The following is a 16,200-nucleotide window of genomic DNA, read 5'->3' as shown; positions in this document are numbered from 1 at the left end:
GGATCGCAGGGATGTCGTTGATCACTCCAATATCGGACAAAAAGGTCTGTAGAGGTCTATATCGGTAACCGTGCGCGGAACGTAACGGCGAATGCCCCACCAGAGGCCGCCGGAATGGATAGTCTCGCCACCGATCACCTATGAACGCGAAAGAGACTCCGGGAGCACACCCCACATGACCGTCGCTAACCGGGCACAGGCCATCACACGCTGGGGAGCCGTGGCGTTCATGGCGACCGCGGTCCTGACCGCGACGGCGGGTGGTTTCGCCCAGTCCTACGCCGGGCTGTACCACTGGGCCCTCGAACACGGCCTGCACGGCTGGAAGGCCGAGTCCTTCCCCCTGCTGGTCGACCTGTTCATCATCGTCGGCGAGCTCGGGCTGTTCCTGCTCGCCATAGACGCCTTCGTGCTCAAGCGCCGCGCGCTGCTGAGCTGGCTCGACTTCTGCCTGCCGCTCACCATCGCCCTCGCCGGCTGGACGGCCAGCCTCATCTTCAACGTCGGCCACGTCGGCCACCGCCAGTTCTCCTACCAGGCGACCGCGGCCGTCCCGCCGATCGTGTCGATGCTCGGCCTGTTCGTCCTGCTGCGCACCCTGCACCGGTACGTGTCGCGCGAGAACGAGGAGCCGGAGGGCAAGGGCGAGGGCCCGCGCGCCATCGCCGCGCCCGTCACCCTGCACCAGATCACCCTGATGCCGCTGCGCTCCACCGGCCCGTTCCCGCAGATCCCGCTGCGCCCCGACAAGGCCCTGGAGCCGGGCGCCGAGGGCGAGCGCGCGAGCCGTACGGCCACCGAGGACCGCGCCGAGCCCGCGACCAACGGCGCCGCCCGCACCAACGGCGCGCCCCGTACGAACGGCACGCCCCGCGCCAACGGAACGCCCCGCGCCGACGGCGCCGAGCCGAGCGGCAAGCGGCGCGGCTCGGCGCAGGGCAAGCGGCGCAAGCCCGCCCGCGCGCCCGAGCCCGAGCCCGCCCCGGAGCCGGCCCCCGAGCCCGAGCCCGCCGTCGTCAGCGCCGCGGCCCGGACCGGCCTGAACGGCCACGGCAGCCTCAGCACGACCGCGCTGGACGAGCCGATCATGCGCGAGACCATGCCGGAGAACCTGCGCACCCGGATCATCGAGATCCTGGAGCGGCACCAGGGCGACATCGCCGCGACCGCCGCCGACGTCGCCGCCGAGGGCCACGTCTGCGACGAGAGCGAGATCCGCCGGATCAGCGACAACCACTGGTTCCCGTACGCGGTCTACCGCCTGCTCGCCAAGCACGACGGCGACGGCGCGCTGGTCGCCCAGGAGCTGACCGGGCGCGGCGTCGTCTACGACCAGGCCGCGCTGGACGAGCTCGTCAAGTCCTGGCGCGTCTGACCGCCCCCGCGCGCCCCGCTCCCGCGGCGGCGCGCCGCGTGCGCCCCGCGTTCCGCGCTTGCGGCCCCGTGCCCGTGATCACCACGGCACGGGGCCGTCCTCGTTGAAGAACCCCCGCTCGGACCGTCCGCGGGCAGCGTGGCCAGCCGCACGATGACCCGTGCGCCCTCGGCGACGGTGCGGGTGCCCCGTCCCCGCGTCAGGTCGGTCGCGACGTATCCGGGCGTCGCCGCGTTCACCTTGATGTGGGCGAGCGCGGGGTCGTCCGCGAACGCCCGCGCGTACTGCACGGTCAGCATGTTGAGCGCCGTCTTGGACGTCGAGTAGGCCGCGCGCACCGCGGCGTCCCCGCCGAAGTCCCTGCCCCGCTGGTGAGCGCCAGCGACGCGGTCGTGCTCGACACGTTGACCACGCGCGCCGCGGGCGAACGGCGCAGCAGCGGCAGCAGCGTCCCGACGGCGGTCGCGGCGCCGAAGACGTTCACCTCGAACGTGCGCCGCAGGACGTCCGCCGTCATCTCGGCCGCCGCCGACTCGACGACCGTCCCGGCGTTGTTGACCAGGACGTCGAGCCGCCCGTGCTCGCGTGCGATCCGTTCGCCGGCGGCCTCGATGGACGCCGCGTCGGTGACGTCCAGCCGGATCGGGGTGACCGGCGCGCCCTCGGCGGCGAGGCGGCGCGCGGCGGCGGCCCCGCGCTCGGCGTCGCGGCTGCCCAGCAGCACCGCCATGCCCCGCTCCGCGAGGCTACGGGCGGTCTCCCGGCCCAGGCCCTTGTTCGCTCCGGTCACCAGCGCCACCGCGTCCATGGGAGCCCTCCGCTCGTTCGTGATACAGCCTGTATCCCAATATACAGGTTGTATCATCAACGCCATGGTCGAGAAGCCGGGCCTGCGGGCCGCCGCGGCGGAGCGCACCCGCCGCGCCATCGTCGCCGCCGCGCGCCGCCACCTGGTCGAGTCCGGCTACGCGGGGTTCGGCATGGAGCGCGTCGCCGAGGAGGCGGGGGTGACCCGCGTGACGATCTACCGGCGGTTCGGGTCCAAGCTCGGCCTGCTCGAAGCGGTCGCCGACGACCTCGCCGCGCGGTCGCGCGTCGTCCCGCTCCTGGCGGACGCCGAGGCGGGCGACGCGGCCGCCGCGTTCCGCGCGATGGTGTCGGGCCTGTGCGCCTTCTGGGGTACGGACCCGGACCTGTTCCGGCGGCTCATCAGCCTCGCCGCCGTCGATCCCGAGGCGCAGGAGCTGCTCGGCTCCCGCGAGCGCTGGCGGTACGGCCGGATCACCGCGTTCGTCGAACGGCTCGCCGCGGCCGGCCGCGTCCGCGCGCCGTTCGACGCCCTCGGCGCCGCCGCCGTGGTCGGCGCCGTGACGTCCTTCCCGGCCTGCGACGAGATGGCCGCCCGCCTCGGCGTCGGCTTCGCGGAGCTGGACGGTCCGCTCACCGCGCTCCTCGCGTCCGTCGCCGACCTGGACGCCCGCGGCGGTGCCGACGGCGGCGGTACGGACGGCGGCGGGGGGACGGGCCCGGCGCGCTGAACGTCAGCGAACGGTCGTCCATGTGGTGAAAAACGGGGACGTGCCGTGGTGCGACCCGCCAGGATGATGATCGACGGACCGGGAGCACACGGCCACGGGGAGACGGCATGAGCGGTGGCAGCAATACCTACCTCGACCAGGTCGTGGCGCAGCAGGCCGAGCTGGAGGGCGACCTGCGGGGAAGGCGCAGTCGGGGCGCGCCGCCCGCCCCCGGCGCGGCGCCCCCGCCTCAGGGGCCGCTCGCGAAGCGCGACCGCGCGCTCGGCGGCGGGGGAGGGGACGCGGGCGACCGCGCCCCGCACGGCCCCGTCGACGTGCGGATCAGCGGGTTCTGGCGCTGGAAGAACGTGCTCGTCCCGCCGAACGCGTTCGTCGTGCACACGCGGCGCGGCCGGGAGGACCCGCTGCACATCGGGCTCGGCGTGTCGTTCCGGTTCAACCCGGCGACGGACGCGTTCCTCGTGGTGCCGGGCGCGACGCAGACGATCCTGATCAACGCCTACTGCATCTGCCGCGAGCTCCAGGGCGTGCTCGTCCAGGGGTACGTCCAGTGGATCATCCAGGACTTCTCGATCGCGTACCGCAAGCTGGACTTCGGTGACGCCGACGACCCGATGCGGCTGGTGAACCTCCAGCTCAAGGAGCAGGCCGAGGCCGCGATCAAGGACAAGGTCTCGACCATGGGCGTCCGCGACGTGCTGAGCGACAAGCAGCCGATCATCGAGGAGCTGACCGCGCGGCTGCGCGCGGTCGCCGAGGGCGAGGAGTCCGGCGACGAGGGCCTCGGGCTGCGGATCGTGACCGTCCAGATCAAGGAGGCCGTGGTCAGCTCCTCGCGGCTCTGGGAGAACCTCCAGAAGCCGTACCGGTCCGAGCAGGGGCAGATCGCGCGGCTCGCCGAGCTCCAGGCCGAGGAGGCGATCGCGCAGCGGGAGATGGCCGCGGACCGGCTGAAGCAGACGCAGCGGCTGGAGCACGAGCGGGAGCTGGCCGAGCTGCGCTCCCGCAACGAGGCGCAGCGCTTCGACACCGAGACCGCCGAGCGGCTGCGCCGCGCGCGGCGCGAGCACGACGACCGCCGCGAGGTCGCCGAGCTGGAGACCGAGACGACCCGGCACGCGCTGCGGATGGAACGCGAGCGGCACGGCGAGGAGGCCGAGACCGGGCGGCTCCGCGTCCAGCGCGAGCAGGAGCTCAAGCGCCTGGAGGCGGACGGCGAGCTGGCCCTCGCCCGCGCCCGCGCGCAGGCGGGCCACGATGAGGAGCTGCTCGCCCTCGAACGGGAGCGCGCCCGCTCGTCCGTCGCGAACGACCGCACGCCCGCCGGGATCCAGTCCGAGCTGATCGCGTCCCTGCCCGCGATCCTGGAACGGCTGCCGAAGCCCGACGAGCTGCGCACCGTCACGATCGGCGGCGCCGACCAGACCACCGTCGCCGGGCTGCTCGCCCAGCTCGCCGCCGTCGCCGGGGCCCTGCGCGCGGCGGCCGACGCCGAGCCGCCGCAGCGCGCCTAGCGCCGCGGACCCAGCGGCGCGGGGCTAGCGGCCCAGCGGCGCGGGCCGGCGGCGCGGGGCTGGCCGTTCCCGGGGCTACGCCGCGTCGTGGAAGACCAGGCCGAGGGTGCGGCGCCGTCCCGACCGGACGGTGCTGACCCCGTGCCGTACGGGTGAGGCCGACCAGCCCCGCGCGGACCGCACGGGCCGGTCGCGGGTGGTGAAGACGAGCCCGTGCCCCCGTTCGAGCAGCACGGAGGTGCCCCGCGACTGCGCCCGGGGCCGCTGCTCGACCAGAAGGAACTCCCCGCCCCGGTAGTCGGCGCGCGGCTCGTCCAGCCCGATCACCACCTGGAGCGGGAACACCAGGTCGCCGTACAGGTCGCGGTGCAGCGCGTTCCAGTCGCCCTCGCCGTACTTGAGCAGGATCGGCGTCGGCCTGGTCTGCCCGGCCGCGTGGCACATCTCCAGCCACTCCTCCAGGTCGTCCGGCCACGGCGCGGGCCGTCCGAGCCGCGCGGCCCAGTCCCGCGCGATCGGCAGCAGCCGCGGGTAGAACGCCTCCCGCAGCTCCCTCACCGCGTCGGGGAACGGCCGCGCGAAGTAGCGGTACTCGCCCTCCCCGAACCGGTACCGCGCCATGTCGACGGTCGAGCGGAACCGCCCGGCGTCCTCGTACATCTCCGCGAGCTCGGCGCACTGCGCGTCCGTGAGCACCCGCGGCGTCAGCGCGCACCCGTGCTCGTCCACCTCCGCCGCCAGGCCCGGCCAGTCGGCCGCGGCGACCCGCCCGGCCGCCGTCGCGGCGCCCGCTCCGAGCCGGGTGTCGTGGTCGTTCGCGGTGTCCATGTCAACGTCCATGCCGGTACAACACCGGAGGCCCCCGAACGGGTTGGCGGATTTCCGACGCGACGTTCGCGGCGTCCGCGGCGTCCGCGCGGCGGTCAGAGCACCGCCTCAGCCAGCGACCAGGCCGCCAGCCCCAGCATCACGACGCCGCCCACGCGCTGGACCGTCCGCAGGGGGACGCGGTCGGCGATGAAGCGGCCCGCGACCAGGGCGAGGGCGGACACGGCCATGAGCGCGAGGAGGGCGCCGAGCGCCACCGGCAGGGGCCCGCGCGTGGCGGCCAGGTTGGCGGTGGTGATCTGCGTGAGATCGCCCCACTCGCCGATGAACACCACCGTGAACGCGGTCAGGTACGTGGGCCAGAGCCCCGTGACCCGCTTGGCGGGGGACTCGTCCTCGTCCCCGTCATCGCCGCCCCGCAGCAGCGTGTAGGCGCCGAAGGCGAACAGCGCCGCGGCGACGGCCTGCACGACCGGCTTCGGCAGCAGGGAGAACGCGCTGCCCGCGGCGACCGCGATCAGCACGTGGACGACGAACGCGCTGGAGGTGCCGAACCACACCCAGAGCGGGCGCATCCGCGTCCCCATCGCGAGGGAGGCGAACATGGTCTTGTCCGGCAGCTCGGCCAGGAAGATCACGGCGAAGGTGGTCGCGAACGTGGCGAGGTCGAACGGCAACGGGCGGCCTTCCGTACGGACCGGACCCGGGCGGCCGCCGGCTGGACGGGGAGGACCGCTCGGCCCGGCAAGTCGTCGGCGCCCGGCGGTCGCCGGGCACCCTTACCAGACCGAAGGTCTCGTCCACCGCGCGAACGCGGCCTGAGCGCCGGGCCCCTCCGAGGAGGGCGCCAGTATGTCGACCACTCAGCGACGGACTACTCCCCTTCGCGCCACCAGGGTACCCCGGCCGATGATTTTCCGGTTCCGGCGCGGTCTCCATGTCCGAACCAGATGAAAAGGGGATGAAGTGACAGATATTCAGCGGGACGTCCAGGACGCCGTCGACCGGCTGGTGGCCTCGGGCGCCGAACGGGGCCTCCAGGTGCACGTCCGCGTGCACGGCGAGCCGGTCGTGGACGCGGTGGCGGGCGTCGCCGACCCGGCGTCCCGGCGGGAGATGACCCCCGCGACCCCGGTCTACGGCTGGTCGATGGGCAAGGCCCTGACGGCGACGATCGTGCACATCCTCGCCGAGCGCCGCCTGTTCGGGTACGACACGCCGGTCGCCGAGCTCTGGCCGGAGTTCGCCGCGCGCGGCAAGGGGGGCGTGACCCTCCGGCACGTCCTGAACCACACCGCGGGCGTCCCCGGCCTCCCGCCCGGAACGACCGTCGAGGACGTCTGCGACTGGGACGCGATCTGCGCCGGCATCGCGGACCTCGAACCGTGGTGGGAGCCCGGCAAGGAGATCGGCTACCACGCCTACACCTTCGGCCACATCCTGGGCGAGGTCGTCCGGCGCGCCACCGGCAAGCCGATCTCGCGGGTCCTCCGGGAGGAGATCACCGAGCCGCTCGACCTGGACGGCGAGCTGTACTTCGGGATGCCCGAGTCCGAGCAGCACCGGCTCGCGGTGCTGGAGGACGCGGTGCCGCCCGAGCAGGCCGCCGCCGCGATGGCGGACCTCCCGCCGGACCTGCCGATGTTCCGCGCCGCGCCGATGGAGCTGTATCCGACCGCCGCGCTCGGCAACCGGGCCGACGTCCTCGCCGCCGACATCCCGGCGGGCGGCAAGATGTCCGCGCGGGCGATGGCGCGCGTGTACGCCGCGCTGCTCGCCGGGGAACTCGTCCCGCTGGAACGGGTCCGCGAGGCGACGGCCGACCCCGTGTCCGGCACCGACCAGGTCTTCTCCGTGCCGTCCACCCTGGGCCTCGGCTACTCCATCGGCTTCCCCGGCGTGGAGGAGCTGGCCGGGTCGTTCGGGTTCGGCGGCGCCGGCGGCAGCTACGCCTGCGCCGACCCCGGCACCGGCCTGGCCTTCGCGTTCACCAAGAACCGCCTGACCGACGGCTTCGACGCGGCCGTCGAGATCGGCGGCATCGTCGCCCGGCACCTCGCCGTCTGAGCCCCTGCACCTCGCAGCCTGAGCCCGGCGCCTCGCCGCCCGGAGCCGGTGGCGGTGGTCAGGCGTCCGCCCCGTCCGCCCGCACCACCGCCACCGGGCACGCGGCGCGCCGCAGGAGCGTCATCGTCGTGATGCCGGTGTCGAGCGGGTGCGGGTCCGCCGACCCGCGCGCGCCGACCACGATCAGGTCCGCTCCCGACGCGGCCTCCATCAGGGCGCTGCGCGGCTGGGACGGCACGAGCGACGTCCGCACGGGCACCCGCGGGTAGCGGTCCCGCCAGGGCGCGACGGCCCGTTCGAGCCGCGCGCCGCTCGCCCGCCTCAGCTCCTCCAGGTCGGAGTACAGCGACAGGTCCTCGGACACGCCCGGGTCCCAGTAGCCGTAGACGGCCTGCACGCACCACCCGCGGAGCTCCGCCTCCCCGAACGCGAAGCCGAGCGCCGCGTCGCCGCCGGGGGAGCCGTCGGCGCCCGCGACGATCCTGCGCTCCGCCGAGCCCGCGCGCCGCACCACGATCACCGGCCCCGGCGCCCGGCCGGGGAGCTGGAGCGCCGTCGAGCCGATCGGGACGGCGTCCGGGTCGTGCGAGCCGATCACGATGAGGGACGCCTCGTCGGACTCGGTGAGCAGGCCCGCGCACGCCGGGCCGTCCACCAGCAGCGTCCGCACCTCCAGGCCGGGCGCCAGGTCCCCGGCGACCGCGCCGCCGCGCTCCAGGATGTTGCGCCCCATCCGCTGGACGATCGTCTTGGTGTCGCGGTCCGCGTACTCGGCGGGGTAGGGCCAGCGCCAAGCGTGGCAGAGCATCAGCGGCAGCCGCCGCGCGCACGCCTCGTCCACGCCCCAGTGGAGCGCGGCCTCGCTCTCCGCCGAGCCGTCGTAGCCGACGATCACCAGCTCCGTCATCCGCCCTCCCGCGCCCCGGACCGCCATGGAAGTCCTCTAGGGAGTCCCCGCGAGGGTCGGCCGGGGCCCGCGCGGGGAGAGAGATTCATCACTGCTTTGCCGAGACTTTCCGGCGCGCGGCGGACGCGGCGCGCCGCGCGGGCGCGCCCGCCCGGGGTGAGGTCACCCCGTGGCGGGCGCGTCCGTGTGGTCGTGGGGCTCGTGCTCGCCGCCGCCCTCCGACGCGTCCGCGTCGTCCCGGCCGGTGTTCGCCTGGCCCTGGTCGGGGACGTCCTGCGCTCGTTCGCCGTCCTGCTCCTGCTGCTGCTCGACCCCGTTGACCACGAGCTGGATGCCCGCGCGCGGCGGGACGGCGGCCTGCCCGCCGCGGCGCCCTCCGCCCTTCCGGCCCTTGCCGTTCCCGGCGCCCCCGCCGCCCTTGCCGTTCTTGCCGCTCTTCCGCGCCTTGCCGTTCCCGCCGCCCTTGCCCTTGCCGTTCTTCCGGGCCTTCGCGGGCTTCCCGCCGCCCGCGCCCCCGTCCGGAACGGCCCCGGGCCGGTCGCCTCCCGCGTCGCGTTCGGGCAGGTGAACGGTCTCGGTCAGCTCCTGGATGCCGCTCTCCTTGAGGGTCGACAGCACCGACAGCGCGTCCCCGCGCGGCCCCTCGGCCGACCGGAACGACGGCAGTCGCGACGTCGCCGTCCTGGTCGTGCGGGTCAGGGCCCTGCTGTACCCGCGCGCCAGCTCCATCTGCGCCCGGTAGGGCAGCGCGTCGCGGCGGGTGCGCTCGCGCTCGATCAGGTACGTCGCCAGCAGGACCGTGAGCGCGGTGATCACGGCCAGGCCGATGATCAGCCTGACGTCGTCGGTGACCAGGGCCGCGCCCACGCCGGTGACCGGGCCGGGGACGAACCGCCCGCCCCAGCCCGCGGCGGTCGACCAGCCGCCGGCGATCATCCGTCCGGCCCCATCGCTGCGCGCACGGCGGCGCGGACGGCGCGGGCGGCGCGCACGCCGGGGCGTGCGGCGCCGGGTCCCGCGGCGCGCGGGGAGGGCCCCCGCGCGGCTTGCCAGGAGTCGCCTCTTGGCCTCACAGTTGGTTGTGTAAACAGCGGACTCCCCTCCAAGGGAATCGGGAGAACCGTCCCAGGGCCGGAGCGTCTTCGGCTTGGCGGCAGTGGCGCTCTGGCCCTAGGGGACGGCCCTCGGGCGCGAAGGTGCCGGTGAGCGGGGGTCCGGCGGTCGAACGTTCGGCACGGGCCGGTGGGTGGCCCGTCAGTACGGGTGGATGCCCGCGATGTACGCGCGTTTCAGCCAGGTCCTGGCGATCTGGATGCTCACCCCCGGACGGCGCGCCAGGAACGCCTCGAACTCCTCCGGCGGGACCTTGAGCGTGTGCACCGGCTCCAGGGCCCGCACGGTCGCGGACCTGGGCCCCCGCACGACGGCCGACAGCTCCCCGAGCAGCGACCCGGGCCCATGCAGGGCGGGGACGAGCGCGTCGCCCGCGTCGCCCTCCCGCGCCGCGCCGCCCGGCTCGTCGGTGTCGGCCTCGACCCAGCCCTCCAGCAGCACGAGCACCGAGGTCGTCTCGCCGTTCTCGGTGAACAGGGTCGCGCCCGCGGGCCGGCGCTCGCGCACCCCGAGCGCGAGGAGCTCCTCGCGCTCGGCGGGGCCGAGCGCGGCGAGGAACGTGCCCGGTTCCGGGGGCGTGGTCTCGGATGTCATCTGTCCCGTCCTCCTTGCGGTGGGGGCGCGGCGACGGGCGCCGCTAGCCGACGAACCGCGGCCGTATGCAGGTGGCGCGGCTCTCGACGGGCTGGGCCTCGCCGCGCTGCTCGCGGTCCCGCCGCCACTCCTGGATCGCCGCCACGTCGGGCTCGTCCTTGTCGCGCTTCAGCTTCTCGTCGGCGATGAGCATGAGCTTGTAGCGCTCGACGTCGTCCACCGGCGCGAACCGCAGCCCGCCGATGATCTCGGAGCGGGCGATCAGGTCCTCGGTGTCCCAGCCGTCGAAGATCCACTTCTGGGAGAACTCGATCCGCCCGTGCGCGGTCTCCAGGCACCGCGTCGGCGCCCCGCTGATGTCGCCGGTCGACGGCCTGCTGATGCGCACGACCCGGTCCCAGGCGCTCTTGCGGACGACGACGTCGAGGTCGCTGATGTCGTCCCGGATCCCGCAGGCCAGCAGGGGGCCGCTGCCGAAGATGACGAAGTCGTCGCGGTCGAGCGGCAGCCTCGTCAGCTCGCGGATCAGCGGGTGCCGGAGAAGGTCGACGGTCTTCGACTTCGGGCGCTTGAACATGTCGGCGCAACTCGCTCTCGTCAGTCCAGGGCCGTGCGGTCGCCCTTGGCGATCTCGCGCAGCGCCCCGGGGTCGAGGATGATCGTGGCCTGCCGGGAGGTGGCGACGATCCCGTGCTCCTTGAAGGTTCGGATGATCTTCTTCACGGAGGCGAGGGAGCCGCCGTTGAACGCCCGGATGCCGTCCTGGCTGAGCTTGACGACCAGGCCGCGCGCGGACGGCTTGGCGAAGCCGCTCTCGATCAGCCGGACGAACGTCTTCGCGAGCCGCTGCTCGGCGGCCAGCTCCGACGAGTCGGCCGCCTGCTGGTCGGCCTCGGACAGCCGCTCGTACACCGCCCGCAGCAGCGAGATCGCCGCCCGGGGGTGCTCGCCAAGGAACTGCCGGTACCGGCGTCCCGACAGGCGCAGGACCTCGACGGAGTCGAGCGCCTCGATGGTCGCCGACCGGGGCATGCCCGCGATGGCGGCGGTCTCGCCGACCACCTCGCCCTCGCCCCGGATGGCCTGGATCCTCCTGAGCGCGGGGTTCCACACGATGACGTGGCCCTTGCGGATCAGGAGCATGAAGTCGGTCTTCTCGTCCTGCTCGATGAAGCGGTGCCCGGCCTCCCGGTGCAGCGCCTGCCCGTACCGCTCGAAGAACTCCAGCTCGGGGCCCGTGAGCAGGGTCTTCGAGTCCTCGAAGAGATAGTCGTACTCGTCCACGTTCACGAGTGTAATTATCTACTTAGCTTCGGGCAAGAGGAACTCTCTAAGAAAGTGGAAATCGACCCGTCCGAGGTGTGGACTGACCGCCGCTGCCGAGCGTACGACACCCTGCCGGAGTCGCGCCTGGACTCTGGGGGAGCCGTGTCTGGACTCTGCCGGGGCCGCCCCTGCACCTTGGCGAGGCGGCTTCTGCACCCTTCAAAGGTCTCTCCTGGTCCCTGCAAGGGATGCTCCTGCTCTCTGCCGGGACGCGTGCCAGGGCCTCCGCGTGTTCCCGAGGACGGCCTTCGCGGCGCCGTCCCCGCCATGCCGATCATGGGAGAATGCGCACGCGTGCGACGGGAGGGGCGATGGGCGATGACGGTTCGGGGCCGCGCGGCGCGCGGGCGCTGACCGCCGCGTACGTCCTCTGCGTCGCCGCGGTGTTCGCCCTGTCGCGGGCCCGCTACTTCGGCTTCTCGTGGACGAGCGCCGCGTACCTCGCCGCCGTGGCCCCGGTCGTCGTCCTGCAAGTCGTCCTGCTCGGGCCCCGCGCCCGGCCCCGGCTCCTGCTCCCCGCGCTGGCCGCGTTCACCTACCTGCCCTTCCTGGTCTTCGGCGGGATCTGGATCGGCCTCCCGGCGTTCCTCGCGGGCTCGTTCCTGATCACGGTGCGGGGCCGCGCCCGGTGGGCGCTGTTCGCGGCGGCGGCGGCGAGCGCCGCGGCGTCCGGCGGAGCCTACGGCGGCGGTGCCGGGGGGATGTTCTACGCGGTCACCTCCACGCTGGAAGTGGGCCTCGTCCTGTACGCGGTCTCCCATCTCGCGCGGATGGGCGCGCGCATGCACGCCACCCGCGACGAGCTGGCCGCGATCGCGGTGACGTCCGAACGACTCCGGGCGGGGGAGGACCTGGACCACCTGCTCGGCGGCGGCCTCTCCGACATCGCCCGGCGCGCCGCCGCCGCGGCGGAGCGCTCTCCCGAACGGATGGCCGCCGCCCTCCCGGAACTCGTCCGCACCGCCCGGGCCACGCTGGACGGCGCGCGCTCGCTCGCCGCCGCCTACCGCGTCCGGGAGTCGGGGGCGGCGGCCGACCGGCGCGAGGAGCGCCGGGCGCTGTGGGCCATGCTCCTCATCGCGGGCGGCTACCTGACGTCGTCCGCCCAGTACCTCGCCGGCGTCGGCGCGGGCCCGCGCGAGTGGACGCTCCTGCTGGGCGGCCAGGCCCTGGTCCTCGCGCTCCAGCTCCACCACATGGCCCTGCGGCTCCAGGCCCGCCGGATGCCGTACGGCTACCTCGCCGCCCAGGCCGCCGTCGTCTACCTGCCGATCCTCGGCGACCTCCAGTGGTACATGACGGTGGGGCCGCTGGCCGCGTCCGTGCTCCTGCTGTTCCGCGGCCGCGCCGCCTGGGCAGGCGCGGCGCTCGTCCTCGGGAGTGCGCCGGTGATCGCCGTGCTCGACGGCGCGTGGCCGCCGACCGAGAGCCTCTACCTCGGCGTCTCCCAGGTGACCACGGCCGTGGCGTTCTTCGCGCTGGTCAGGCTGGCCGAGATCGCGGGCGACCTGCGCGCCGTACGCGCCCGGGTGGCCCGGATGGCGGTCCACGCCGAACGGGTCCGCCTCGCGGGCGACGTCCACGACCTGCTCGGGTACGGCCTGTCGGCCATCGCGTTGAAGTCCGAGCTGGCCCTCCGCGTGCTGCCCGGCGACCCGGAACGGGCCCGCCGCGAGCTGGCCGAGGCGGCCGAGCTGGCCCGCCGCTCCCTGGCCGAGCTGCGCGGCGTCGTGGACGCCTCCGGCGACGTGTCGCTGGCGGCGGAGCTCGCGTCCGCCCGCGCGACGCTGACCGCCCTCGGCGTCCGGGTCGCCGTCGAGGCCGACCCCACGCCCGTCCGCGTCGAGGTCGACAGGACGCTGGCCATCGTGCTCCGGGAGGCCGTGGCCAACGTCCTGCGGCACAGCAGCCCGCGCCGGGTCGCCATCACCGTCCGCACGACGCCCGCGGCGGCCCGGATCGAGATCACGAACGACGGCCCGTGCCGCGCCCCCGGCTCCGCCGCGCCCTCTCCGGGCGTTCCGGCGCCCGGCGGTCCCGTCTCAGGCGGCAGCGGCCTCAGGAACCTGACCGTGCGGGTGAACGATCTGGGCGGGCACCTGACCACCCGTCCGACGCCTTCCTCCTACACCCTCGAAGCCGAGATCCCGTTGAACCTCCTCGCGCAGCCGGTGAAGCCGTAGGAGTAACGGACGGCGGCCTGGGCCGCGCGGTCAGAAAAGGGCGGGAGGCTCGGCCGGGACGGGCTCGGGCAGCGGATCGACCCCGGGGACACGCGCCCTGACCTCGTCGTGGAAGCGGCGCGCGAGCGCCAGCGCCTCCGCGTTGTCGGGCGTGTGGACGAACACGGTGGGCGAACGGCCCTCGCGCAGCCACTCCGCGACCGCGCCGACCCAGTGCCCCCAGCCCTCGACCGTCCGCTCGACGTCGTCGCGGCCGAGGTAGCGGACGATCGGGCGGCCGGTCAGGGCGGACGACCGGCGCGGCACGCGCGGCTTCTTCATCCACGCGTCCCGTTCGGCGTCGGTGCTCGGAGGGCTCTGGAACAGCGTGACGGTGTCGAACGGGACCCACTCGGCGCCGGCGTCGCCGAGGACCCGTTCGAGCAGCCGCTCGGACCGCGCGTCCTCGAAGAACGCCCGGTGCCTGACCTCCACGGCGTACCGGTGGGAGCGGGGGAGGCGGCGCAGGAAGGCCGCGAGGGCGCCGACGTCGTTCGGCCCGAACGAGCCCGGCAGCTGCACCCACAGCGCGTGGACGCGCGGGCCGAGCGGCTCGACCGCCTCCAGGAACGAGCGGACCTCCTCGTCGGCGCCGGTGAGGCGGTGCTCGTGCGTGACGGTCTTCGGCAGCTTCACGACGAAGCGGAAGTCAGGGGAGGTCTGCGCCGCCCACGACTCCACGGCCGATCTCGCCGGGGTCGCATAGAACGTCGTGTTGCCCTCGACGGCGTTGCACCAGGACGCGTAGGCGCGGAGCCGTTCCTTCGGGGCAGCGGATGGGGCAGGAAACGCCCCTGCCATGGCGCGTGAGTCCACATCGCGCATCCCACGTGAAGCCGCATGGCTTGACCGTACCGAAGGCGCGGCGCGGGCGCCGCCCGGTGGTCCGCGGGCGCGGGCGGGAGGCGCCGTTCTAGCCGTTCTGAACGGCGGGTGGATTTCGACGGGCGCCTTTATGGAACGATCCGCCCGTTCGCCCGCCGGGTCCTTGAAAATTGAACGGCACGTTCGCCCAGATCGAACGGGGTCACTAGACCAGTTTACTTTCTCCGATCCGGCCGGCCGGGAAATGTGGAAAAGTGTTCGTTGACCATTCTTTGGGGTGAAGTTAATCTTTGCGCGAGGTCCTCGAACAGGCGCCCACCCGCCCCGTAGAGAGGCAAATCATGCGAAAAGGGCTCGCAATTACCGCTGCCGTCGCCCTGGCGCTCACCGCCGCCGCCGGCCGCCCCGCCTCCGCCTCCCCCGTCCCGCGCGGCCCAGGCCCCGACGGGGTCACCATCGAGATCGCGACCGTCATCGGCTCCGGCTGCCCGACCGGGACCGCGGCGGTGGCCGTGTCGGACGACAAGGAGGCGTTCACCGTCACCTACAGCGACTACATGGCGCAGGTGGGCGGGACCTCGGGCCCGACCGACTTCCGCAAGAACTGCCAGATCAACATGAAGGTGCACGTCCCCCAGGGCTTCACCTACGCGATCGCGTCGGCCGACTACCGGGGGTTCGCGCACCTGGAGCCCGGCGCCACCGGCACCGAGAAGGCCAGCTACTACTTCCAGGGGATGCCGCAGACCACCGCGATCAGCCACAACCTGCGCGGGCGGTTCTCCGACAACTGGCAGTTCGACGACGTGAACGACGTCACCCAGCTCGTTTACAAGCCCTGCGGCGAGGAGCGCAACTTCAACATCAACACCGAACTGCGCGTGAACAAGGGCACCTCCGATGCCACCAAGACGAGTTTCATGGCCATGGACTCCGTCGACGGCAGCATCAAGACGACCTATCACTTCGCCTGGAAGCGGTGCCCGTAAAGGGCCGCTTCCTTATTGAGACCCCGGCGGCGCGCCAATGTGATGAGTTTGCCGGCCCCCAGAAGAGAGGGAACCATGCGTAAGAAACTGACCGCCTCGGCGGCGTGCCTCGCCGCCCTGGCCGCGGGCGGATCCCTGGCCCCGGCGGCCTCCGCGCAGGCGAAGGAGCCGCCCCCGCCGGACCGCATCGTCATCGACGTGCTCACCGTGAACGGCTCGGGCTGCCAGTCGGGGACGGCGGCGGTGGCCACGGCCAGCGACAACACCGCCTTCACCGTCACCTACAGCGACTACCTGGCGCGTGCGGGCGGCGACTCCGACCCGACCGCCTTCCGGAAGAACTGCCAGATCAACCTCCGCGTGCACGTCCCGCAGGGCTTCACGTACGCGATCGCCGGGGCGGACTACCGGGGCTTCGCCAGCCTGGAGCCCGGGGCGTCCGGTATGCAACGGGCGAACTACTACCACCAGGGCATGTCGCAGACCACCCCGATCAGCCACGTGATCCGCGGGCGCTACTCCGACAACTGGCAGTTCTCCGACCGCACCGACGTGGCCGACCTGGTCTACAAGCCGTGCGGCGAGGACCGGAACTTCAACATCAACACCGAGCTGCGCGTCAGCAAGGGCAGCTCCGACCCCGGCAAGACGAGCTTCATGGCGTTCGACTCCACCGACGGCAGCGTCAACACGGTCTACCACTTCCACTGGAAGCGCTGCCCGGGCGCCTGACGCCCGCGACCCCCTCCGGCCGGGCCGAGTCCACAGCGGAGAAGGACGAGGCCCGGCCCCACCCTTGCCCGGCCGTCCGCCCGGCGAGGTGCGACCCCGGTCGCGGCGCCCGAAGCCGCCGCGACCGGGGTCGCTGTCGTGCGCCCGCCGGGCCCGCCCGGATCAGCCCG

Annotated in this window: 17 protein-coding genes; 7 read left to right on the top strand and 10 right to left on the bottom strand. The window is 73.7% G+C overall.

Features of this window, described 5'->3' with window-relative positions; genetic code table 11:
* Positions 1-229 precede the first annotated feature (229 nt).
* On the top strand, positions 230-1,375 hold the full coding sequence (locus tag GEV43_RS45210; RefSeq protein ID WP_160826745.1) for a DUF2637 domain-containing protein: 1,146 nt from the start codon (positions 230-232) through the stop codon (positions 1,373-1,375).
* Here the strand turns inward: GEV43_RS45210 and GEV43_RS53520 are convergent.
* Both GEV43_RS53520 and GEV43_RS53515 read right to left on the bottom strand, forming a co-directional pair.
* Entirely contained in the window at positions 1,327-1,713 is a 387-nt protein-coding gene (locus GEV43_RS53520; protein ID WP_309240328.1) for an SDR family NAD(P)-dependent oxidoreductase, read from the bottom strand. The genes GEV43_RS45210 and GEV43_RS53520 overlap by 49 nt on opposite strands.
* Positions 1,668-2,183 carry an SDR family NAD(P)-dependent oxidoreductase gene (locus GEV43_RS53515; RefSeq protein WP_254715914.1) on the bottom strand — a complete coding sequence of 172 codons (516 nt, stop codon included), beginning with the start codon at positions 2,181-2,183 and terminating at the stop codon, positions 1,668-1,670. Before GEV43_RS53515 ends, GEV43_RS53520 begins: the two co-directional genes overlap by 46 nt.
* A gap of 64 nt (positions 2,184-2,247) precedes the next feature.
* Between GEV43_RS53515 and GEV43_RS45200 the strand changes: the two genes are divergently transcribed.
* Positions 2,248-2,913, top strand: a complete 666-nt coding sequence (locus tag GEV43_RS45200) for a TetR/AcrR family transcriptional regulator (protein ID WP_160826744.1) — start codon at positions 2,248-2,250, stop codon at positions 2,911-2,913.
* Positions 2,914-3,020: 107 nt separating this feature from the next.
* Positions 3,021-4,427: an SPFH domain-containing protein gene (locus GEV43_RS45195; RefSeq protein WP_160826743.1), complete on the top strand. Its 1,407-nt coding sequence runs from the start codon at positions 3,021-3,023 to the stop codon at positions 4,425-4,427.
* Between the two features lie 75 nt (positions 4,428-4,502).
* Here GEV43_RS45195 and GEV43_RS45190 read toward each other — a convergent pair whose 3' ends face one another.
* Positions 4,503-5,267 carry a 2OG-Fe(II) oxygenase gene (locus GEV43_RS45190; protein ID WP_241684528.1) on the bottom strand — a complete coding sequence of 255 codons (765 nt, stop codon included), beginning with the start codon at positions 5,265-5,267 and terminating at the stop codon, positions 4,503-4,505.
* 83 nt (positions 5,268-5,350) lie between these two features.
* The gene (locus tag GEV43_RS45185) at positions 5,351-5,932 is read right to left on the bottom strand and encodes a TMEM165/GDT1 family protein (RefSeq protein WP_241684527.1); all 582 of its coding nucleotides are present in this window, start codon (positions 5,930-5,932) and stop codon (positions 5,351-5,353) included.
* Between the two features lie 289 nt (positions 5,933-6,221).
* On the opposite strand from GEV43_RS45185, the gene GEV43_RS45180 reads away from it, so the two are divergent.
* Positions 6,222-7,322: a serine hydrolase domain-containing protein gene (locus GEV43_RS45180; protein ID WP_160826742.1), complete on the top strand. Its 1,101-nt coding sequence runs from the start codon at positions 6,222-6,224 to the stop codon at positions 7,320-7,322.
* A 58-nt stretch (positions 7,323-7,380) separates the two neighbouring features.
* Here the strand turns inward: GEV43_RS45180 and GEV43_RS45175 are convergent, their stop codons facing one another.
* The 5 genes from GEV43_RS45175 to GEV43_RS45155 all read right to left on the bottom strand — a co-directional run bounded on the left by GEV43_RS45175 (position 7,381) and on the right by GEV43_RS45155 (position 11,226).
* Positions 7,381-8,229 (bottom strand): universal stress protein, encoded by an 849-nt coding sequence (locus GEV43_RS45175; protein WP_241684526.1) that lies wholly within the window; start codon positions 8,227-8,229, stop codon positions 7,381-7,383.
* A 162-nt stretch (positions 8,230-8,391) separates the two neighbouring features.
* Complete coding sequence (locus GEV43_RS45170; RefSeq protein ID WP_160826740.1) at positions 8,392-9,165, bottom strand: hypothetical protein; 774 nt, start codon at positions 9,163-9,165, stop codon at positions 8,392-8,394.
* A gap of 318 nt (positions 9,166-9,483) precedes the next feature.
* Positions 9,484-9,936 carry a cyclic nucleotide-binding domain-containing protein gene (locus GEV43_RS45165; RefSeq protein WP_160826739.1) on the bottom strand — a complete coding sequence of 151 codons (453 nt, stop codon included), beginning with the start codon at positions 9,934-9,936 and terminating at the stop codon, positions 9,484-9,486.
* Positions 9,937-9,979: 43 nt separating this feature from the next.
* Positions 9,980-10,513 carry a hypothetical protein gene (locus GEV43_RS45160; RefSeq protein WP_160826738.1) on the bottom strand — a complete coding sequence of 178 codons (534 nt, stop codon included), beginning with the start codon at positions 10,511-10,513 and terminating at the stop codon, positions 9,980-9,982.
* A 20-nt stretch (positions 10,514-10,533) separates the two neighbouring features.
* Positions 10,534-11,226, bottom strand: coding sequence for a Crp/Fnr family transcriptional regulator (locus GEV43_RS45155; RefSeq protein ID WP_160826737.1), 693 nt, complete (start codon positions 11,224-11,226; stop codon positions 10,534-10,536).
* Between the two features lie 347 nt (positions 11,227-11,573).
* Between GEV43_RS45155 and GEV43_RS45150 the strand changes: the two genes are divergently transcribed.
* Positions 11,574-13,445 (top strand): histidine kinase, encoded by a 1,872-nt coding sequence (locus GEV43_RS45150; protein ID WP_160826736.1) that lies wholly within the window; start codon positions 11,574-11,576, stop codon positions 13,443-13,445.
* 30 nt (positions 13,446-13,475) lie between these two features.
* On the opposite strand, the gene GEV43_RS45145 is transcribed toward GEV43_RS45150, so the two are convergent.
* Positions 13,476-14,285 carry a DUF72 domain-containing protein gene (locus tag GEV43_RS45145; protein ID WP_241684525.1) on the bottom strand — a complete coding sequence of 270 codons (810 nt, stop codon included), beginning with the start codon at positions 14,283-14,285 and terminating at the stop codon, positions 13,476-13,478.
* 365 nt (positions 14,286-14,650) lie between these two features.
* On the opposite strand from GEV43_RS45145, the gene GEV43_RS45140 reads away from it, so the two are divergent.
* Entirely contained in the window at positions 14,651-15,298 is a 648-nt protein-coding gene (locus GEV43_RS45140; protein ID WP_160826735.1) for a DUF4360 domain-containing protein, read from the top strand.
* Between the two features lie 75 nt (positions 15,299-15,373).
* The gene (locus tag GEV43_RS45135) at positions 15,374-16,030 is read left to right on the top strand and encodes a DUF4360 domain-containing protein (RefSeq protein ID WP_160826734.1); all 657 of its coding nucleotides are present in this window, start codon (positions 15,374-15,376) and stop codon (positions 16,028-16,030) included.
* The last annotated feature ends 170 nt before the right edge of the window (positions 16,031-16,200 follow it).

Origin of the sequence: Actinomadura sp. J1-007 (genome assembly GCF_009793335.1) — a bacterium.
Lineage (GTDB): Bacteria > Actinomycetota > Actinomycetes > Streptosporangiales > Streptosporangiaceae > Spirillospora > Spirillospora yumaensis.
Note: the sequence above shows the minus strand (reverse complement) of the source record. Positions and strands in the feature narration are given on the sequence as shown.